Below are 19,766 nucleotides of genomic sequence, written 5' to 3'. Positions count from 1 at the left end.
TGATGGAATGTCACTGGAAAAGATTCTACCGAGCCTTCGTTGTCCGGTGAATGGAGACGAACTCACGCGCCGCGGCGATCTGCTGATATCCAAATCCGGCAGGGAATATCCGATCGTTCGTGGCGTTCCCGTGCTGCTGTCTAATACCGACGACCCGACGCTGTGGGTCGTCAAGGCGTCCTACGAGGCGGCGCGCAAGCATCCCGAGGATCCATACCAGGCCGAGACCGTGGCTGTGCTGCCGCACGAGTTGCCGGCGCTGAAGGAGCGTTTGCGTCGCGCGGGCGAGGAGAAGGTCGATCCCGTCATTTCCTTCTTGATGATTGCCACGAATGGCTACTTGTACGGCGATCTCGCTGGAACTCTCCAGGAGGTGCCTATCCCGCAGATCCGCTTGCCGCAGGGTGAGGGCCTGTTGCTGGACATCGGCTGCAGCTGGGGGAGGTGGTCGGTTGCGGCCGCACGGAAGGGATATTCGGTCGTCGGTATCGATCCATCGCTGGGCGGCGTCCTGGCGGCCAAACGTCTGACGCAGAAGCTGGGGCTCGACGTGACATTCGTGGTCGGCACTGCGTTGCGGCTTCCCTTCGCCCCCGGCACGTTCAACCACATCTATTCCAACAGCGTGCTGCAGCACTTCTCCTACGAGAACGCCGAGCTCGCTGTTCGCGAGGCTGCGAAGGTCTCTAAGAAGGATGCGTCTCTGCTGATGCAAATGCCGAACAAGTTCGGCATCCGTTGCCTCTATCATCAGGCGCGGCGCGGATTCAGGTCCGGCACCGGCTTCGACGTTCGGTATTATTCACCCGGATATCTCCGAAACCTGTTCGCCTCGAGCTTCGGCCCGAGTGAGCTCAGCATCGACGGCTTCTTCGGGCTTGGCGTTCAGGCATCTGATCGGAAGTTCTTGCCGCTCTCGAAGAGGTTGGTCGTCGACGCATCGGAAGCCCTGCGCGGTGTGTCCAGGGCGCTTCCCGGTCTGCTCAACGTTGCCGACAGCCTCTACGTGAATTCGCGCCGCGCGGCCTGACCGCGTGCAGGCTTCGCCGGGCCGATCGCTGGTGGGAGCGGCGGTCAGCAATGTCGACGGCAATGCCAGTTATGGCGTTGCCTTTCACAACATCGCCTTGGCCGTTTCGATTGTCCGACCGTGAGCCATCGCGATCTCGGAGAGCAGGCGGCCAAGCTGCCTGGCCGGGATGCCGATCTCGAAGCGGCGCAAGAAGCAGTCGCGGGCGGCCGCGCCCATAACAGTCCTTGCGGACTGAGGCATCGAAACGAAGCGCGCCAACATGTCGCAGACGCCGGCGGCGTCATCCGTTGCGATCAGTCCGGCGGCGTCCGACTTGACCTCGCGCCAGATATTGACCTTGTCGGTAATCAGGACCGGCTTGCCGGCCGCAAGCGTCTCCGCGACCGCAACACCGAAGTTCTCCTGATGCGACGGCAGCACGAAAGCATCGCAGGCGCGCAGGGCGCCCCATTTGACGTCGCCGAACACCGCGCCCGGCCAATGGATACGACGTTCAATGCCGGCCGCTCGTGCCTGGGCCTCGAGTTGTCCCCGCCATCCGATCTGATCCGGGCCCGCGATGACGAGATCAAGTTCGGGATGCTCGGCGGCGATCCTGGAAAACGCCGTGACCAAGAGGTCGCAACCTTTCTTGGGATGGATACGACCGAGAAACAGCAGGAACGGCCGGTCGCCGAGAGCAGGTAAGGATCCGCGGAAGGCGCTGATCTGCTGCTGGCAATCCCCCTGGATGTCCGCAGTGCCATAGCCGACGATCCGCTCGCGGACATGGTAGGGCCAGAACGTATTGCGGGCCCGTATCATTTCGTCTTCGGTGGTGAACAGCACGGCGTCTGCATTCTTCAGCAGCGGGCCCTCGGAGAAGGCCCAGAGCGCCTGCTTCATCGCATGCTTCAGGCCTCCGCGCGCCCATGGATCCAGCATGCCGTGGGCAAATACGACGTAGGGAATGCAGGATCGTGGCAGAACCTGCCGCGCTCCGAAGCTCGAATGATTCCAAAGTCCGTTGACGACCGCGATGTCGTAGTCGCCGGCATGCGCTCTGAGCCACGGCGAGAATTTGGGCGCATAGCCGTAGTGGGTCCACAGCCAGTTGAAAGGCCCGGATGGACGGCTCAGCATGCCGCTCCCAACTGCGAAGGTCGGCACCGGACATTCGCGGACCCAGGGGTCGTCCGGGCCGTCGAGGCTGACGATGTGCGTGTCCATTCCGTACGCGCGCCGGGCCTCCGCCTGGCGCAACAGGCCCTCGATCGCCCCGCCGCCGCGAGGGTCGACCGATGCTATGATCTCGAGAATGCGCAATGATGATTTCATTGAAGGCTTCACATCCGGATATGATGCTACGACATATGGATGGATAAGCGATACCAAAATGATCGCTGCCGTATGAAGGATTGCGCCGAGCGGCGCTCCCGGCACGGCCGGATTCATCAGACTGTCAATGAGGGCTGCCATCACGGTGCGCTGGCAACACTTGCGGGGGTCGCCGGGAGCATCGCGACGGACGGGCTGGGGCCGCGCAAACCGGCGGGATGGCTGGGCGGTTTGCCGGCAAAAGGATGCGATGATGAGCGACGCAATGACACCCAACGCACGGGTCGGGTCGGCGCCGGTACGGCAATCACTTTCCGTCAAGGAGACGGTCCTCGCGATCTGGCAGCGCACCACGGGTCCGAAGGGACAGCAGGCGAATGCCGATCTTCGCCACATAGGGATCGGCGTGAGGCGGGTGGTTCGTTTGCTGGATGAGATTGAATGGTCGCTGGGCAAGAGGATTCCGATTGGCACTGCGTTGAGACTGGGCACGCCGGACGCCATTGCGGAGGCGATCGCGACGGATCGGTGGCCCGAGCCCTCGCCGTTGCTGCTGCTGAAGGATGGCGACGATCGCCCGCCGCTCTATCTGATTGCCGGCGTTCGCGGGACTCTGTTTGAAGTCGTCGCGCTAGCGCGGGCGTCGTCATCATTCCCCGGCAAGATCTGGGGTTTTCAGCCGCCCGGCTTCGAGGGCGACACACCGCGTTTCGAGTCGATTGAGGCGACGGCAGCCTGGTACGTCAGGCACCTCGCCGGCGATCACGCCGAGCCGGTCAATCTCGTTGGATACTCGATGGGCGGCGAGATCGCGATCGAGATGGCGAGGGCCCTGCGCTCGGACAATCGAAAGCTTGGATTGGTCGGCCTCATCGACACCAACGTCGTGGAACGACACTGGTCGTTGAAGACACGATTGCGATACGTGGCCCGGCGTTCGCAGTTGCGCGTGTTGGGACTATTCGAGGCGCCGTCGGAGCAGCGCTGGCAGACACTGCTCAATATCGTGCGCCCGCTGATCCGCCGCCTGATAGGCCAATTCACCTACGGTGCCGAATTCACGCGCTATTACGAATCCTCACTCGACGACAGGATCAAGGTGGTCAAGGACCTCGCGCTCGTCGCCTACGAACGCTACGTGCCGCCCGTGGTCGATTTTCCCGTCGTGCTGTTCAAGTCGTGGGAGTCGGCCAAACGGGATCTCGTCGATCCCGTCGAAACATGGCGGCCGAAGGTGCCGGAGCTCGAAGTGGTCGAAGTCGACGGGAACCACGCCAACATGATCTTCCCGCCTTTCGTTCACGGACTGGCAGCCGAGATTTCCATCCGCCTGTCGTAAGGCGCATGCCGTCTGGAATACGTCCATACGGTCCGCGGCCCGGCGTCGCGCGGCCGAATGGCTGGCTTGATCCTGCGCGGCCGAACCACGCATGTGTCCGAGGAGAACAAAAAAAATGCACCCGGCCGAAGCCGGGTGCACATGCCTCGTTTGAAGGAGGCCTTGAACGGCAGATCAGGCGCCCTGCTTGCTCGAGAGCCCGGGTTGCTCGGATCACCGGCATTACCCATCATCGACGGGCCGCCCGTGATGAGCGGGATGATCGGGTCGCGCCAGGTGTTCGGGATCGCCGAGAAGCCCTGCGAATTGAGGATCGCAGTCGCGGCCGCGTCGTAGTAGTGGAACCCGATGTAGTTGAACAGGTTCTGGAACGTGCCAGCGCCGAGGCCACTGTCACGCGTCTGGCTGTAGCACTGGTACATGTCGAGCCAGGTGAAGCCAGCGATCGGGTACGAATTCGGCGTGGCCGGGTTCGGAACCTGAGACTGCGAGCTCCAGTTCAGCGGGTTGGCGATCGCATTGGCGTCCGGCAGGATCGGGTTGACGGCAGCCATCGAGTTCTTGATGCGGGTCGGCGACGGCCACTGGAAGGCGCCCGTGTTGTTGTCCACGTCATACTGCGACTGGACGTTGGCGACCTTCATGCCGGTCGAGAGAACCGGCTGCGAGAAGTCAGTGGTGGAGTAGCCGATCGCACCGTTGTTGCTTTCGATCGCGGTCTTGACGCCGCCATTGGTGTTGCCGGCGATGAAGGTGCCGCCGCCGGGATTGTTGTTGAGAGGCTGAGCCGGCGAGCAGGTGTCATTGGTGAAGTCCGGCCAGTTGGTCAGGTTGCTCGCGCGGTAGAGAGCGTCGGGGCAGGCCGCGTTGGTGCGGTCGCTGAACCGAAACTCCCACGAGCGGGTGGACGGGGTTGCACTGAGCGCGTCGGTCGTGTTGAGCGGGCCAGTGACACCCTGGCACTGCCGATACAGGGCATTGACGAACAGGAAGTTCGTGCCGCTGCCGTCGGAGCGGTGCACGACCTTGATCGCGCCGGTGCCGAGCTGAACGTTGTTGTTTGACTTCTTCAGCTCGGGGTCGTTCCAGGCGGTGATGTGGCCGGTGAAGATGCCGCACAGCGCCTTGCGGGTCAGGTTCAGACCGGAGTAGTTGCCCGGATAGCCGAACGTGGCCTTGTCGGCGGTAGCGCCGGCCGGAACCGAGTTCTGGATGTTGAGCGGCGTGCCGTTGCCGTCGTTGCCGTTGAACGCGATCACGACAGCGCCAGCCATGGCCGGCATCTGAATGATATTGCCGTACTTGGCCTGGTTGCCGGAGTTGACGTAGTTGGTCGCGTCGGTCGCATTCCAGACGTCGTCGCTGCCGACGAACTGCACGGACGGATAGCCGTACTTGTCGGTCCAGCCGGGAATCCAGCTCGAGACGATCGGCAGGTGAACGGCGGGCGCAGCACCGAAACCGGTCGCGTTGGAAGAGCCGTCATGAGCGATCAGCGCGCGCTTGCCACCGCCGGAGCCAACCGGAACGTAGAGGATCTGCATGAACAGGCCGCTGAAGTCGCCAGTCGCGCTCGGGCACGACGGGTGGATCGGATAGGCGGGCTCGAACGCACCACCGGGGTACGGCCAGGTCGGGCCGCCGGGGTTACCGTCGACTTGCACCGAATGGCAGTCAAAGAGATAGCGATACACCGGTGCAGGGAACGACGCACCTCCCGCGTAAACCAGCTGAGCTTGAGCCGGCGCAGCCAGGCCGCAAGTGCCGATGGCAGCCGTGGCCAGCAAATACGCTTTCCAGTTTCTCATTAGAGACTCCTGTTCAATTTCTAAGCTCCCGACCTTTTCCCCCAACGGGCATCGTATCGGGCGCGGCGGACCCTAGTCAGGCTTTGTTATGTTTTAACGTTACATTTGTGAACTCGATAACATCATTTATCGATGTGCAGGACTCCTTGCGTTTTCACCGCGCTCGCGTGCGCTGTCGTGAAATTTTCGCGGTGGCGCTGAAAGCAAAACAACGTCGCATTCGCCTTGCCTTGCTGCGAATCACGCTGCGCCGGCGTTCGCAATTTCGTGCGATGCAATTGCTGCGGCTTCCGATTTCCGCATTGCGCCGGCAACGTCGATCGTGAGCGAATAACATAACGGGAGTTGATGGTCACAAATCATTCTTCTCCGCATTATATTAGCGTCAGGCTTGGATCATTACAGACGCATCCTGGTCATGCCGAGCGGGTACGACCGGCTGCAGTTGCAGCGGCATCGCGTTCTGCCGCGCAGCCCGCGATGATGCATTTCGAAATCTGATCGAGGGTATGATGGTTCTCTGTCGTGGTCGCCGCCAGCAGTCGTCTGGTGTGTATTCTCGAATGGTAGTGGGACTCGCAGTCGCGACGAGCCTTTGGGCCGCGAGCGGATCCGGCTATGCACAGTCAAGCCAGACGGTCGTCGCCAAGGTCGGCGACCTGATCATCGCGAAGGTTGACGGCGTGGTGATCGACGGCCGCGACTACGAATTGGCCCAGCAGATGTTTGCGCACGACTTGAAAGGACTGGATGAAAAGGCGCGTCGCGACTTTCTGGTGCAGTACCTCATCGACGTCGCGTTGATGTCGAAGGATGCGCAGAAGAGGGATCTGAAAGTGGATGAGGCTGCCCTGCAGCGCAATTTCGATTTCCTGCGCAAGAAGGCGCTGATGGAGAGCTGGCTGGGCACCGTCGCGCAGTCTGCCATCACGGACGATTCGGTTCGTGCGGCATACGATCAGGTGGTCAAGGACACGAGCGAGCCCCAAATCCGCATGCGGACCATGCTCTTCAAAGTCGACGCGACCAACGATGAAAAGGCGGTCAAGACCGCAGAGGACCGTGCCAATGAGGCCGCCGCCCGCGTCAAGAAGGGCGAGGAGTTCGCCAAGGTCGCCGAGGAGATGACGGGAACGTCTCTGCCGGCCACGCTCAAGGAAGTGGGCTACTTGGATCGCCAGCAGATGAAGCCGGAAATTGCGAAAGTCGCGTTCGCGACCGAGGTCGGAAGCACGACAGCTCCGATCAGGACCGAGCAGGGCTGGGAGGTTCTCAAGATCGAGGACAAGCAGGCGCGCAAGCCGCTGGAATTTAACATCGTACGGGAAAAGTTCGCCGTGGTCGTCGGGCGGAAGGCTCAACTAGCGGCGATGGAGAAGCTGCGGGCGGACGCGAAAATCGAGCGGATGGATAGCCTCGAGCAGCCGCAGGACCAGGCCGCCAAGACGCCGAGTGAAGACGCCAAGGTGAAGGCGCCGAACTAACGGCGCATCGCGCGGTCGCGCCGAACAGTGCGGGTAGGGACGATTAGACCGGAGCGTCAGCGGTTTCGGTCGATCGTCCCGGAAGGATGCGGAAACAGGAATTGCCAGTGAAGGCACGGTTGTCGGCGGCCGCCAATATCGGCCTCCTGTTCGGCGGATACGGCTTCGGACAGGGAGCCGTGTTCCTTGCCCAAACCTGGTTGATAGCCGTCGGCGAGTATCGTTTGCTCGCGTCCTTCGGGACTCATTTCCTGTTTGCCGTGCTTGGCAGCCTCGTCGTCGATGCGGGCTCGAGCACCACGCTGGCGCGCCACGCGGCGTCATCTTGCCGCGAGACCGGCGCTCAGGATCTCTCGAAAGCGTTTTGGGACACGACCGTATTTCGTTTGCTTCTTGCGCTCACTCTGGCCGTCGCGGCGAGCATCTATGCATTTGCTTTCGCGCCAGACGGATTCTCCAGCAACTATGCGCTCTCCGCGGCGCCCGGCCTGATGTTCGTCGCCTGGAATACGGCCGGATTGCTGGATGGATTCAAGTTCAGCGGTATCAGCGGAATGAGTGCGGCATTCCCTTATGCAAGTTCGGCTCTCGTCCTGGTTATCGCTGCCAGACACGCCTCGCCGGATGCCGCGGGCGCCGCTCTCGGCGCCGCTTTTTCGGCTGGATGCCTGCTGATGGTTGCGACGCAGTGGATTGCGCTCGGCAATCTCGGCTGGCGGCCGCATGCGCGGACCACGACGTTGAGCGGCCTGCGGAGGGCAGCGCGGGAAGGTGGGGCCATGCTCTGTGTCCACTTGCCGGCACAACTCTATGGCCGTGCGCAAGTGGTGTTGAGCGCGGCTTGGCTCGGTGCCGAGACGACGGCTCTCTTTCTCTACGCCAAGCAGATAATCACGGGAGCTCTTCAGGTCATCGCATTCGTGCAACGGGTCGAATTCCCGACCTTGGTTGCTTGCATGTCCGGTCATAACGAGAATCCGTTGGCGACGGTCTTCCGGGCGCAGAAATTGGTGGCCGCTACGGGACTTGCCTTCACGGCGGCGGTGTCGACGGCAGGACTGGTCGCGGCACAATTCCCGGAGAGCCGGTTCAGCGCGGTCGCACCGCTCCTGAGCGCGTTTTCACCGGCAATCCTGACTGTCACCGCGGTGATCATGATGATGCAGGGGTTGGCCGCAAGCGGGGCCTATGAGGGTCTTGCACTGGATATCGCGATCTTCCACCTCGTCGGGGTTGCGGCCAGCTACGTCCTGCTGGACAGCTTGGGCGTATACGCTTTCATCGCGGCCGACATCGTATCGACCTTGCTCGGCATCCTGCTGCTCGCGCTGCGGCTGGGGAGATCCAGGCAGCGGGTTGCGGCGATGGGGCCGCAGCCGTGATTGCGGCAGCCGATGCAAGGTTGCGCAGCCTCGCCGGCAAGCCTGCGGCGCTGCAAGGACATCGGCTCGTCGCCTCTGCGACGGTCCTGAGGCTGACCTTCTTCGTCGGGTACTACGCTTTGAACGTGCTGTTCGCGGCGGACAAATTCGTCGCAGCGCTGACGTTTCCATCGTTCTTGATCTGTTGCTACAACATCTTGCGAATACGACGATCCTGCGCGAGCGTAGAGGACATGCTTTGGCTGCTGATGTACGTGTTCTTCGTGATCGCTCCCTGCCAGACTCTCAGGTTCGGGCATTTCGAGAACGAAGGACCGGTCACCGGGTTCTTTTTCACCAACGGCGAGATCGCAATGGCGTTCGTCGTCGTCTTCGTCTTCCTCCTGACCGCTACCGTAACGCGCGTCCTGGTCAGGCGGCTCGTATCGGCGTCGGAGCCCGTGCGCTATCGGTTGAAAGACAATGCGCTGCCTGTGCTGCTCGTGCTCTGCGTGCTCGGTTTTGCCATGTTCGTGGTCGCCCAAGGAGGCATGGGAAACGTCCTGGCGGATCGATATTCCAAGGAACTGTCGGACAACGGCGCCATGGGAACGGCAGGCGCCTCCGCGCTGGCATTGCAGATGGTGGCCTGCCTCTTGATCTGCGTCCACGCGAAGTTCATGCCTTACCGGCAAAATGCCCGCCCGGTGGTCGTCGCCATTTCGACCTCACTTGCGCTCGCCATGCTCTTTATTGCCCAGAATCCGTACAATACGGCGCGGTTCTATTTCCTGATGGCCTGGCTGCCGATCGTTCTGGTCTTCATCTCCGGCAGACTCGGCATCAAGACGTTCTATCTGGGCGTGCTGGTCGGCCTCGTGGTTCTCATGCCGATGCTCAATCTCACGTCGAGGTCCGGCGCCTCGCTTGCCGAGGCCGTCGAAGCCGTCGACTTCTCGAGCGTGCTCACGATCCCCGGCCTCGATGTGCTTGACATGCTCGTTTACGAAGTGCGCTATCTGGAGCTGTCGGACTTTTTCTGGGGGACCAAGACGCTGGGCCTGGTGTTGTTCTTCGTGCCACGCAGTCTCTGGCCGGGGAAGGAGACCATTCTGGCCAGCGACATGGGGCTTGTCCTGGCCGACCTCGGGACGGCCGGAACGCCGAACCTGTCGGGCTTCGTTGCGGGCGATTTCTACGCCGATCTCGGCATCGTCGGCGTTGCCATCGGAGCGTTATTTGTGTCGTTCCTCCTCACATTCTTCGGGATCAAGCGAGCGGTTCTCGTTCACGGGCTGGATCTGCGCGCGTTCGTCTTCATGGCGTCGGCGCCCATCCTGGTCCGCGGCTCGCTCGGCTCGGTGGTTGGGCTGACATTCGTCGAAATGATCATCCTGGCAGTGCTGACGCGCGTCATGTGCCGACGGTCGTGACCGACCGCCGCGGCAACGCAACGATCATCTCTTGATCGTGTGGATGTACATCATCTCGCCGTTGAGGTTCGATCCACTCGCGAGAGCAAACCAGATGCGGTTGATCGCGATGCGGAGCGGAAAGAAGCGATATCCTGCCGCCTCGTCGACATTGCGCTCGGTCTCGTAGCTGTAGGTCTTGCCGCCCTTGCGCCCCGCCGTCGCGCTGAACATCAATCGTCGCGCCTGCAATTCCCATGGCGTGAACGAGCGTACGCCCGCGAGTTTCAACGGTCCCAGCCGCTCCAGCATTCCGGTCAGCGTCGTGCCGGTGAAGAAGCTGACATGCTCATGCGGGATCCATTTCGGGAATTGTCCGCCGAGTACTTTGACGACATTCGAGGCGAAATTATCGGTGCCGATGATGAGCGAGCCGCCAGGCTTGAGATGCTCGCATATCCGCAAGACGAACTCGCGCGGTTCAGGGATGTGCTCGATCACTTCGAACAGGGTGATGATGTCGAAGCGGTCTTCGGCCGCGAGATCGTCGAGGCTGCGATAGGTCTTCAGCCCAAGCGTCTTGGTCGAATAGTCATATTGTGCCCGCGACAATTCGACCCCGGCGATGCTCGCGCAGTCGCGCGCCTTGTCGAGCAGGAAGCCGTATCCCGAGCCGACGTCCAGCAGCGAACGGCCAGAGAGCTGCGGGCAGAACCGGCGCAGCACGTTGATGTTGATGGTCGCGTTGACCCGTTGCCCATCCATGTGGCGCTGGTCGTGATAACCGTCGATGTAGAATTGATCGATGGCCACGGCCTGCATCGTTTCGCGCGAGAACATGAAGTCGCATGCATTGCAGTGCGCAACTCTGATGCCGTCGAGCATGAGGTGATCGCCCAGATCGTTGGAATGACACAACGGGCAAACGTCCTTGGTTTGGAATCGACGAGCGGCGACATTCATGGGATCTGGCCATTCCTGGAGTCTGGTCGCGGTGTCGCACGTCGACGACATCGCTCGTGCTTTTGCCCAACCAGCGGCATTCCGTGGCGCGAAGACGACCGCGAAGCCGCCGATCTGGTCGCGCGACCAGCTTCTATCACACGCGGGATGACAATCATATAACCAGTAACATGCCATGAGATTGCGGGGATCACCTCGTAGCGAACGCGGCATGCGGTCACGGCTCGCCGCCGGCAGACCCAGATCGTTCATGCGGCCAAAAAGGAGGTCAACCCGCCCGACAAGCGCCTCGAGATCGTAATAGAAAATGATATCATGTATAACATAACTTGCGGGAGCGGATGTAAAATAGCGATCTCGTTGTTGCGATTTCGCCGCCATGTCACGGCGCTCGTCTAATGATCGTACCGATCGGCGATCGATGTCCGCGGGTCGTTCTGCATTGAAGGGCGTGGCCGCGCAACGGCTGGGAGACGTGTATGGAACAGCTCGAGTCGATCTCCGGATATACCTTTGACGATGCCGAGCTGAACGGATCGCATGACATCCTGCTGCCGTGCCTGCTTGCCGTGCTCGATGAGCGGGGCGGGAAGGGGACCCGCGTGATGGATCTCGGATGCGGCAACGGAGCGGTCACCGAGCTGCTGCATCGTCGCGGTCATTCCGTCGTCGGAGTCGATCCCTCCGAAACCGGCATCCGGTATGCGCGGCAGAAATATCCGCATCTCCAGATCGACCGCGGCTCGGCCTACGACGCCATGGAAAAATATGGCCAGTTCGACTTCGTCGTGAGCCTCGAGGTCGTCGAGCACCTTTACAACCCGCGCAAATTTGCCGCCACCGTTCATAGTCTGCTCAAGCCGGGCGGCACCGCGATCATCAGCACGCCCTATCACGGATACTGGAAAAACCTGACGATGGCGGTTACGGGCAGGCTCGACCACCATTTTACTGCCCTGTGGGACCATGGGCATATCAAGTTCTGGTCGTACAAGACCCTTCGCCAGCTTCTCGAGGAAGCGGGTCTGCACGACGTGGAATTTCATCGCGTCGGCCGCATCCCCCCGCTGGCGAAATCGATGCTCGCCGTTGCCCGTAAATAGAACGCGCCCGCGATGTTTCGATCGGTCTGCATCGCATTCGCGCTGATCGGACTGACGGTTGCGGGCGCAGCCGCGCAGCCGCACGTGTTCTGGTACAACGATCCCGTCGGTCCGGATGAGACAGTCATCGTCACCGGCTCGCAGCTGGACGCAGTCAAGGCGATCAGCATCAGCCGCGTTCCGGGCGGCGCGTCGGGGCAGGCAGCCGGTCCGCGGTCCGTGGAGTTGATCCAGCAGGACGCGCAATCCGTGAAGTTTGTCGTTCCAAAGGAATTTGCTCCGGGAATCTACCGCTTCACATTGGCTTATCCGGAAGGCGAGGTTTCTCTCCGCCTCAACAGGCCGGCGGTCTATTGGGTGCAGGCGAGCCTCGGCGACACGGTCTCGCCGGGCGAAACGGTGCGCGTATTCGGGCGCAACATCGTGCGGCAGCCGGATCGCGCAAAGCTCGTTCTGCTTCCGGAACGTGCGGGCCAGCCGGTCACGTTGACGTCCGTCGCAGGGAGCCTCTGGCACGGAGGTTTTCGTCTTCCGGACACGGTTGCACCGGGTGACTATCGCTTGCGCCTCTCGAACGGCGACGGCGACGAAGATGATTTCGTCGACGCCGGACGCATTCACGTCGTTGCCGCCGCCGCGGAGAGACGGTCGATTTTCAACGTTCGCGAATATGGTGCATTCGGCGATGGCATCATAAACGCGTCGCGGGCAGTCAAAGCGGCGATCAGTGCCGCCCAACAGAGCGGCGGCGGGATCGTCTACCTTCCGCGCGGGCGGTATTTGATGACGGGGCCGCTCCTGATCCCATCCAATGTGACCCTCAGGGGCGAGCGCACGGATCTCGTCAACCTGGTCTGGCAGGACGTGGAGGATCCACCGGAAGCGCTGATCGCCGGTACGTCGCATTTCGCCATCGAGGATCTGACGATCTACGCCTCCAGGCACGGCCACGTCGTGGTTGGTGGCTTTCTGAACGGTGTGCCGATTCCGAGCGCATCGGACATCGCCGTTCGTCGCGTGCGCATTCGCGCTTCGGCCTTTCGCGGCCACATGTCTCCGGAGCAAACCTTTCAGCGGATGCTGAAGATCGACCGGCAATACGGCCAATCGCTGGATACGATTCGTCTGACGGGCGACAAATTGACGGTGACCGATTGCGATGTCGTCGGATCGGGCCGATCGCTCTACTTGTTCAAGCCGAGCAACACCGTCATATCCGGCAATGTTTTGAACAACGGCAGGTTCGGGTGGTACTCGTTCACTGGCGCAAATCGCATCATATTCGAGAATAACACCGTCACGGCGGCCGATCTTCAGGGCACGGGAGGGTCGATCAATACGCTTTCGCCCGACGTCACCGGTTCGGAAAACGTGTTCTTCGCCAACAATGTGTTCAAGGCGTTATACGGCTGGGATCGCGAAGCGGTGTCGAGTGATGGAGGCGGCGGCTTCTATTTCGGTCCTGCCTCGAGTGTCGCGCCGGACCGGCTATCCTTGCCGGGGCCGGCGAATGAGCGCGTGATCGCAACGACCTGGGTGGGCGCCGTGGTCATGGTCGCGGACGGGCGGGGAGCCGGCCAATTCGCGCGCGTTGCGGCCTTCGACCCGGCCGGCAACGATAGGCCGATGTCGGTTGCGCTGGACCGCAAGCTCACGGTCGAACTCGATGCGACGTCGGTCGTCACCGTAGTCCAGATGCATCAGAACTATCTCATCGTCGACAACACATTCGAAGACGTCGGCGTTGCCGCGCAGTTCTATGGCACCGGCTTGAATCACGTGCTTGCCGGCAACGTCGCTACGAGGACCGGAGGGTTCTTCGACCGCGCCCTGATCTATCACCACTTCCAGCCAAGCTGGCAGGTGCAGATCCTCAACAATCGAATTATCGAAGGCAACGCATACCAGGCTGGGCCTGATCGCACGATTGCGTCCGGCGAAGCCTTGATCGCCGTTCAGGCGGTACGACCGCCGGGCATGTTGAAGCAACCGCCACTGGTCCGTGCCGTGGTCGTGCGCGGCAACCATATGGACAACGACGCTCATATCGAGGTGACCGGCGTAACGCCGGTCTTTCCGGGCGTGCGTGACGTCGTCGTGGAGGACAACGTCATTGGATCGTCGCGCGTGGGCCTGGTCATCGACCGCGGCGTGCTGCTGGCGACCGAGCGGCGCAACACGGTCAACGTCATCGAGAGGTGACTCTCCAGCGGACCGGTCCGGTAGACGATCTCGAGACGATCACGCCGGTTCATGGTTGAGCCGTGTCGAGCTGATCGGAACGGAGTGGCGAGAGCGATCGCATGTGCCCTCGCCACTTGTGACGTGCAGATGACGCTGACGTCGTCTGTTTTATTTCGTTGAAGCGGGCGACGATACGTCTTGTGCGTAGGGACCGGACGATCGGCTTCGGCGGAGCGTTTCCGGTGGCCCAAGACGCTCGTCACGCGGCCGGAAGGTTGAGGATTTGGACGAGGGCGCGCCGTTGGCGCGGATCCTCGGCGGACAACGATGGATACCCGAACGGCAGTACCAGCCAAGCCAATCGATCAGATCGACCGCGAGAGTCTCGGCGGTACCATTTCCGTGTCCGATCTGGTCGAACAGATATGGGGCTTCATTCGCCGCCAATATCTCGTCTTTGTCATCGTCACCGCCTGTTCGATCGGTCTTGGCCTCGTCTATCTGCTGACGACGCCTGCGCGCTACACCGCGCATGCGATGATGCAGATCGACTCCAGCAAATTGCGTGTCCTGCAACCGCAGCAGGTGTCGTTCTCGGACACGCCGCTCGACACCACGCAGGTCGAAACCCAGGTCGAAGTGCTGAAATCCGAAGGACTCGGGCTGTCCGTGGTCAAGGAGATGCGGCTGACGGAGGACCCGGAGTTCGCAGGCAACGGAGCGCGGCTTTGGGGATCCGGCAATTCGGCGCAGGACGCCGAAAGCCGGCAGTCCCAGGCCCTGGATGCCTTGCTGCGTCAGCGCAGCATCAGCCGGGTCGGCCGCACCTACGTCCTCGACATTGCCTTTACCTCGCTGCGCCCGAATCGCGCCGCTGAGATCGCCAATGGCATTGCCGAGGCCTACATCGTCGATCAGCTGGAATCGAAATACCAGGCCACGCGGCGGGCCAGCAAATGGCTCCAGGACCGGATCACCGAGCTGCGCGAGCAGGTCTCGGCCGTCGATCGCGCCGTGCTCGACTACAAGGAAAAGAACAAGATCTTCGACATCGCCGTCGCTCCTGCGGCCGGCGGCGCCAGCGCCAGCGCTCGTTCGCTCGAGGAACAGCAGCTTGCGGAGATTTCCAGTCAGCTGAGCACCGCGCGCGCCGCGAGCACCGAGGCGAAGGCGCGGCTCGATCGCATCCAGGAGGTCCTCAAGATGGAGATCCCCGATGCCTCCGTGGTGGATTCATTGCGAAGCGAGATCGTCATCCGGCTGCGCAACCAGTATCTCGATCTCGCCGCGCGCGAAGGCCTCCTCTCGCAACGCTATGGAAGCGACCATCAGGCCGCGATCAATGTGCGCGCCCAGATGGACCAGATCCGCCAGTCCATCACCGACGAGCTGCGCCGCATCGCCGAAAGCACCAAGAGCGATTATGAGATCGCGACGGCTCGGGAACAGTCGATCAAGAACAAGCTGGCGGACATGGTCTCGGATGCGCGCATCACCAACCGCGAGCGTATCGGCTTGCGCGAGCTCGAAAGCAACGCCCAGGCGATCCATACGATCTATGACAGCTTCCTCCAGCGCTATATGGAGGCGATCCAGCAGCAATCGTTCCCGATCACCGAGTCCCGCATCATCAGCGCGGCAACCGCGCCCAAGCAGAAGAGCAGCCCCCGGGCCTCCGTCGTCCTGGGCGTCGCAACGGTGCTTGGCCTTGCGCTGAGTCTTGCGGTTGCCGGCCTGCGCGAGGCGCTCGATCCGGTGTTCCGGAGCAGGCGGCAAGTCCACGAAACCCTTCAGGTCAAATGCCTCGCCGTCGTGCCGCTGCTCGACGCTCCGCCGCGATCGCGCCTGCTCGCGCGATGGCGGCGAAACGCCATGCAGGATGCTGCCGTCATGCCCGCCGGCGCAGATGCGATGCTCGGCCGGGTGGTGCTCGATCCATCGTCGCTGTTTGCCGCCTCGTTGCGCTCGATCAAGGTGGCGGTCGACGTCAGCACCGCGGGCCAGCGCAGCAGGGTCGTCGGTTTGATCTCGACGCTGCCGGACGAAGGCAAGTCGACGATCGCCAGCAATTTCGCGGAGCTGATCGCGCATGTCGGCAAGAAGGTCATTCTGGTCGACGGCGATCTCCGCAATCCGACGCTGAGCCGGGCGATGGCCCCGGATGCGGCGAGCGGCCTGCTCGAGGTTCTCGCCGGAGAGGTCGGACTGCACGATGCCGTTCGCACCGCGCGCGGCCCGCCTTCCTGCCGACGGTCCTCGGGTCCCGTGATGCTCACGGCAGTGAGCTTCTCGGCTCGGAGGCGCTCAAGATGCTGATCGAGCAGCTGCGGGAGACATATGAGTACATTATCATCGACCTGCCGCCGCTCGGTCCTGTCGCCGAGGTGCGCGGAACGGCAGGCATGATCGATTCATATGTTCAGGTGATCGAGTGGGGCCGATCGCGCAAGAACACGGTGCGACAGCAGTTGCTCGGAGCTCCCGAGATCTACGAGCGGTTGCTCGGCGTGGTGCTCAACAAGGTCGATCTCAAGGAATTCAGCCGGCATGAGACGCTGGATGCCGTCGGCGGCCAGAACGGCTATTATTAAAAGTTGAAGCTGCGCCAAATCGCAACCTCAGCTTAGGGTAACAGAAGATCATCCTCATCTTCCGGACCCACTGTGGCTCCGTGCGGGCGGCGGGATTACCGGCCGCTGGCCGCAGCTCCGATTTTTCCTTTAAATCCGCGATCGAATTTGCGATGCAGGCTCCAGGGGTTGAAGGCGACCTGAGTCTGGAGGGGAATTTTGGCAGGACGCCGGTGTGTGCTAACAGGGCCGCGGGACCGGCCGGGGGCATCGGGCGAGCGCAAATTAACCATCGGCAATGCGATGGTCGCGCAGAAGGCTTTACTGTGGGGACAATTCGCGCCAAGCCTGTCGCTACGAAGCTACTTTTCATTAGTAAGTTGAAAAGGTTAACTAATCCCGCTTTGCTAGGGCAAAGCGGGGACATTGGCCGGAGAGGGCGAGATGGTCGGCAGGAGACATGATTCGCGGGAAATTTCGGACAAGTTGGCCCAGGCGGATCAACTCGCGGCCAGAGGCAAGACCCAGCGCGAGATATCGAAGGCGCTCGGCGTCAGCATCATGACCTATCATCGCTGGAAGAAGATGCTCAAATCTCCCGAGCCGGCGATGGATGGGACAGGCGGCGCGATCGAGATCGGCTCGAGCGTTCCGCGCGATGCCAGCTCCGAAGACACCATCAAGCGCCTCGAGGTGGAAAACGCGCAACTGCGACGTCTTGTAACTGACATGTTGCTCGAGAAACTGAAGTACGAGGAGGAGCTGCGTGCACGCCAGGAGCCGCGGCTCCGGCGCCCCGAGAAGGGCTAGCGCGTCTGCGAGCAAAGTGAACGCCGGTTCACATCGGGAAAGTGCGTCAAAACGAGAATCCGGAAGCCCCGTTCCGATGTCCTCGGAACGGACATGGCGCTAGGGCATGATCCGGAAAAGTGCGCAGCGGTTTTCCGAAAAGATTATGCTCAAACAATAACCTAAAGCGCGATGACGATTCATCCTCATCTCATCGCGCTTTAGGGCCTGATCCCCAAAGGGGGAGGCAAGGGGAAGGACGAGGCAAGCGACGCGGGAAGCGGCGAAGCCGACAACGCGAGCTCAACGGCCGGTTTGGCCTGCTCGGCACCGAACGATACCCAGACGTTTGGATCCGTCGCGCTCTGGCGCGACAGGTATCGATAATTCGTCTCGTACCAGAACAGGATTTCCGGCGTCTGGTTGTCGAGGATCATTTCGCCCCGATCGGACCGGACGGTCAGGACGGCATGGCGTGTCCTGGTCTGGCCGTGCTCCTCGACGATGGTGATGAGCAGCGCGCCCTGGGGCCAACCGGTCTTCGCAAGCAGCTTGCGCTTGAGCAGGACCATGTCTTCACAATCGCCGCGGTCGAGCGGGTAGGCCCAGCGCTCGGTTTTTCCATAGAGCTCGGTATCGCTGGTCCACGTCACGCGATCGTTGACGTATTTGTTGATGTCGTAGAGTTGCTGGAGCAGCTCCGGCGTGAGGGTCACGTCGCGCGCCTGATCGGCTGAGGGCTTGCATTCGTCGGCGTTTGCAGCGCAGAGCTGGAGCCAGCCATTGGGCGCCTTGGTCGCGTTGCCGATCGCGGCGAACAGCGCCGGTCGGGCAAGGAAGGCGTGAGCCGGGAGCGCATCCCAGACGAACAGGGCGGCCGCGGCAGCCGCGGCGGCGGTCCACGCGCGAAGCCGTCTGGCGGTCCGCCCCTCCATGCAGAACTTCGTCATGCCCATTCCCCACCGGATTCCGGGTGGGAGGTTCGCAAAGACCGCTCGCGATCCCGCTAAGCAATTGTTTCAAATTGAATGGATCGGCGCGAAAGCTCTGGCGCCGCGGCGGCCATGGTGTGATTTCAGTTAAGATTCAACGATGGTCGCTCCGCAGCGGCTCCCAGATCTCGATATCGCGATCGCGCGTGAGCAACCCGGGAAGCGCCTCGTGCCAGGCGTCGCGATAGGATCGCTTAATCTGGACATTCAGGACCTCTTCATGGCTCTCCCAGGTCTCGTAGAGCATGAAGCGATATTCGGATGCCGGATCGCGGTGCAGGACCGCCTGGTGGAATGTCGGCTCGTTCCGCATCGCATCGAGCACCGTCCCGAGCAACCGCAGAAAATTTTCGCGCTGCTCAGGCACGACGTCGAACTTGATGACGTAGGTAACCGGCATGGGTGAATTGCCTTGATGTTCGCCCTGGCGGGAATTGCTGCCAGTCGACGTGAGGATGCATCACGCGACTGGGGCCGGTCGATTACCTCCCAGGTAAGAAGGACGCGGGATGTACGCGTGAATTCGGCTGCGCAGCTCAGCCCGACGCTGCATCTGCCTCGGCCTCGGACATCGACACCCGCGCCGGATGGCTGAAGATTTCGAATTCGTTCCCCCGCGCGACACCGACCAGCGTGATGCCGCTGGCCTCCGCCGTTCGCACGGCCAGTGCGGTCGGCGCCGACATGGCGACGATCACGCCGGCACCGATCGCAGCGGTCTTCTGCACCATCTCCACCGAGATGCGGCTGGTGAGAACGACGGCGCCCGCGCGCCCGGATGTCCCTTCGCGCGCGAGAGCGCCGGCGAGCTTGTCCAGCGCATTGTGGCGGCCGACATCCTCCCGCACGATCATGATCCTGCTGCCCGGCTCGAAAAATCCGGCCGCGTGAGTGGCGCGTGTCACGTGATTGAGGATTTGCGACTCGGAGAGCGCCGCGATGGCCGAACTGACCTGTTCGGACGTGAGGCCAGTCGGCCGCTCGACTGGCGGTGCGATGCGGCGGGCTTCATGCAAGCTTTCGATGCCGCACAGGCCGCAACCGGTCGGTCCGACGAGGTGCCGGCGTCGTTGCTTCAGCAGGCGCCCCGCGTTCGGCCGCAACCATAGCCGCAGCTCGATGCCGTCGGCGCTGGGCACGACCGTGAGCTCCTCGATCTCGCCGATGTCCGTGATGATCCCCTCGGTCAGGCTGAATCCCAGGGCGAGGTCGGTCAGATCGCCGGGGCTGGCCATCAGCACGGCGGCGGTCGTTCCGTCGTAGACGAGCGCCACGGGACATTCCTCGGCCATGACGCGCGTGTCATGCATGCCGCTCGACGTGAGCCGGGGCATTTTCACCGAGGCCTTGGGGGCAGAGGCACGATCGCGTGCGTTGAATTGGGAGCCGTGCATGAATGCTTGCCTTACGT

General features: G+C 62.1%; 18 protein-coding genes. 11 read left to right on the top strand and 7 right to left on the bottom strand.

Going from position 1 to position 19,766, the window contains the following annotated elements:
• Positions 1–7 precede the first annotated feature (7 nt).
• Positions 8–1,030 (top strand): methyltransferase domain-containing protein, encoded by a 1,023-nt coding sequence (locus FOM02_RS28465; protein WP_159073929.1) that lies wholly within the window; start codon positions 8–10, stop codon positions 1,028–1,030.
• Between the two features lie 84 nt (positions 1,031–1,114).
• Here the strand turns inward: FOM02_RS28465 and FOM02_RS28460 are convergent, their stop codons facing one another.
• The gene (locus FOM02_RS28460) at positions 1,115–2,350 is read right to left on the bottom strand and encodes a glycosyltransferase (RefSeq protein ID WP_231164047.1); all 1,236 of its coding nucleotides are present in this window, start codon (positions 2,348–2,350) and stop codon (positions 1,115–1,117) included.
• Between the two features lie 127 nt (positions 2,351–2,477).
• Between FOM02_RS28460 and FOM02_RS28455 the strand changes: the two genes are divergently transcribed.
• Positions 2,478–3,689, top strand: a complete 1,212-nt coding sequence (locus tag FOM02_RS28455; protein ID WP_084334363.1) for an alpha/beta fold hydrolase — start codon at positions 2,478–2,480, stop codon at positions 3,687–3,689.
• Here FOM02_RS28455 and FOM02_RS28450 read toward each other — a convergent pair.
• Both FOM02_RS28450 and FOM02_RS28445 read right to left on the bottom strand, forming a co-directional pair.
• Complete coding sequence (locus FOM02_RS28450; protein ID WP_265440316.1) at positions 3,650–5,542, bottom strand: substrate-binding domain-containing protein; 1,893 nt, start codon at positions 5,540–5,542, stop codon at positions 3,650–3,652. The two genes, FOM02_RS28455 and FOM02_RS28450, sit on opposite strands and share 40 nt — an antisense overlap.
• A 77-nt stretch (positions 5,543–5,619) precedes the next feature.
• Complete coding sequence (locus tag FOM02_RS28445) at positions 5,620–5,853, bottom strand: hypothetical protein (RefSeq protein ID WP_141263014.1); 234 nt, start codon at positions 5,851–5,853, stop codon at positions 5,620–5,622.
• 153 nt (positions 5,854–6,006) lie between these two features.
• Here FOM02_RS28445 and FOM02_RS28440 point away from each other — a divergent pair, with 153 nt between their 5' ends.
• The 3 genes from FOM02_RS28440 to FOM02_RS28430 all read left to right on the top strand — a co-directional run bounded on the left by FOM02_RS28440 (position 6,007) and on the right by FOM02_RS28430 (position 9,775).
• On the top strand, positions 6,007–6,981 hold the full coding sequence (locus tag FOM02_RS28440) for a peptidylprolyl isomerase (RefSeq protein ID WP_084334359.1): 975 nt from the start codon (positions 6,007–6,009) through the stop codon (positions 6,979–6,981).
• A gap of 107 nt (positions 6,982–7,088) precedes the next feature.
• Entirely contained in the window at positions 7,089–8,363 is a 1,275-nt protein-coding gene (locus FOM02_RS28435; RefSeq protein ID WP_028146265.1) for a hypothetical protein, read from the top strand.
• Positions 8,360–9,775 (top strand): hypothetical protein, encoded by a 1,416-nt coding sequence (locus FOM02_RS28430; RefSeq protein WP_028146266.1) that lies wholly within the window; start codon positions 8,360–8,362, stop codon positions 9,773–9,775. Before FOM02_RS28435 ends, FOM02_RS28430 begins: the two co-directional genes overlap by 4 nt.
• A gap of 24 nt (positions 9,776–9,799) precedes the next feature.
• Here FOM02_RS28430 and FOM02_RS28425 read toward each other — a convergent pair whose 3' ends face one another.
• The gene (locus FOM02_RS28425) at positions 9,800–10,567 is read right to left on the bottom strand and encodes a class I SAM-dependent methyltransferase (RefSeq protein WP_159073928.1); all 768 of its coding nucleotides are present in this window, start codon (positions 10,565–10,567) and stop codon (positions 9,800–9,802) included.
• Between FOM02_RS28425 and FOM02_RS28420 the strand changes: the two genes are divergently transcribed.
• From FOM02_RS28420 to FOM02_RS28395, 6 genes are all read left to right on the top strand, one after another.
• Complete coding sequence (locus FOM02_RS28420) at positions 10,553–10,879, top strand: hypothetical protein (protein WP_159073927.1); 327 nt, start codon at positions 10,553–10,555, stop codon at positions 10,877–10,879. The two genes, FOM02_RS28425 and FOM02_RS28420, sit on opposite strands and share 15 nt — an antisense overlap.
• A 317-nt stretch (positions 10,880–11,196) precedes the next feature.
• On the top strand, positions 11,197–11,820 hold the full coding sequence (locus FOM02_RS28415) for a class I SAM-dependent methyltransferase (RefSeq protein WP_027559742.1): 624 nt from the start codon (positions 11,197–11,199) through the stop codon (positions 11,818–11,820).
• A gap of 84 nt (positions 11,821–11,904) precedes the next feature.
• Positions 11,905–14,022 carry a glycosyl hydrolase family 28-related protein gene (locus FOM02_RS28410; RefSeq protein WP_265440312.1) on the top strand — a complete coding sequence of 706 codons (2,118 nt, stop codon included), beginning with the start codon at positions 11,905–11,907 and terminating at the stop codon, positions 14,020–14,022.
• Between the two features lie 309 nt (positions 14,023–14,331).
• A complete protein-coding gene (locus tag FOM02_RS28405) occupies positions 14,332–16,320 on the top strand; it encodes a Wzz/FepE/Etk N-terminal domain-containing protein (protein WP_265440311.1) in 1,989 nt (662 codons plus the stop codon).
• Entirely contained in the window at positions 16,314–16,595 is a 282-nt protein-coding gene (locus FOM02_RS28400) for a hypothetical protein (RefSeq protein ID WP_265440310.1), read from the top strand. The genes FOM02_RS28405 and FOM02_RS28400 overlap by 7 nt, the downstream gene beginning before the upstream one ends.
• 405 nt (positions 16,596–17,000) lie before the next feature.
• A complete protein-coding gene (locus tag FOM02_RS28395; protein WP_027559739.1) occupies positions 17,001–17,384 on the top strand; it encodes a helix-turn-helix domain-containing protein in 384 nt (127 codons plus the stop codon).
• Positions 17,385–17,584: 200 nt separating this feature from the next.
• Here FOM02_RS28395 and FOM02_RS28390 read toward each other — a convergent pair whose 3' ends face one another.
• From FOM02_RS28390 to fdhD, 3 genes are all read right to left on the bottom strand, one after another.
• Positions 17,585–18,313 (bottom strand): transglutaminase-like cysteine peptidase, encoded by a 729-nt coding sequence (locus FOM02_RS28390; protein WP_159073926.1) that lies wholly within the window; start codon positions 18,311–18,313, stop codon positions 17,585–17,587.
• Between the two features lie 136 nt (positions 18,314–18,449).
• Positions 18,450–18,755, bottom strand: a complete 306-nt coding sequence (locus FOM02_RS28385; protein WP_027559738.1) for a putative quinol monooxygenase — start codon at positions 18,753–18,755, stop codon at positions 18,450–18,452.
• Positions 18,756–18,891: 136 nt separating this feature from the next.
• Positions 18,892–19,749 (bottom strand): formate dehydrogenase accessory sulfurtransferase FdhD, encoded by an 858-nt coding sequence (gene fdhD / locus FOM02_RS28380; RefSeq protein ID WP_084334355.1) that lies wholly within the window; start codon positions 19,747–19,749, stop codon positions 18,892–18,894.
• Positions 19,750–19,766: the final 17 nt, after the last annotated feature.

Source organism: Bradyrhizobium sp. SEMIA (assembly GCF_014844175.1).
Taxonomy (GTDB): Bacteria; Pseudomonadota; Alphaproteobacteria; order Rhizobiales; family Xanthobacteraceae; genus Bradyrhizobium; species Bradyrhizobium arachidis.
This window is presented reverse-complemented; position numbering and strand designations above follow the sequence as displayed.

Excerpts from the sequence above, each read along its gene's own strand:
- FOM02_RS28465 (WP_159073929.1), top strand. The coding sequence starts at position 8 with ATGTCACTGGAAAAGATTCTACCGAGCCTTCGTTGTCCGGTGAATGGA.
- FOM02_RS28460 (WP_231164047.1), bottom strand. The coding sequence starts at position 2,350 with ATGAAATCATCATTGCGCATTCTCGAGATCATAGCATCGGTCGACCCT.
- FOM02_RS28455 (WP_084334363.1), top strand. The coding sequence starts at position 2,478 with ATGAGGGCTGCCATCACGGTGCGCTGGCAACACTTGCGGGGGTCGCCG.
- FOM02_RS28440 (WP_084334359.1), top strand. The coding sequence starts at position 6,007 with ATGATGGTTCTCTGTCGTGGTCGCCGCCAGCAGTCGTCTGGTGTGTAT.
- FOM02_RS28415 (WP_027559742.1), top strand. The coding sequence starts at position 11,197 with ATGGAACAGCTCGAGTCGATCTCCGGATATACCTTTGACGATGCCGAG.
- FOM02_RS28405 (WP_265440311.1), top strand. The coding sequence starts at position 14,332 with ATGGATACCCGAACGGCAGTACCAGCCAAGCCAATCGATCAGATCGAC.
- FOM02_RS28400 (WP_265440310.1), top strand. The coding sequence starts at position 16,314 with ATGCTGATCGAGCAGCTGCGGGAGACATATGAGTACATTATCATCGAC.
- FOM02_RS28390 (WP_159073926.1), bottom strand. The coding sequence starts at position 18,313 with ATGACGAAGTTCTGCATGGAGGGGCGGACCGCCAGACGGCTTCGCGCG.
- FOM02_RS28385 (WP_027559738.1), bottom strand. The coding sequence starts at position 18,755 with ATGCCGGTTACCTACGTCATCAAGTTCGACGTCGTGCCTGAGCAGCGC.
- fdhD (WP_084334355.1), bottom strand. The coding sequence starts at position 19,749 with ATGCACGGCTCCCAATTCAACGCACGCGATCGTGCCTCTGCCCCCAAG.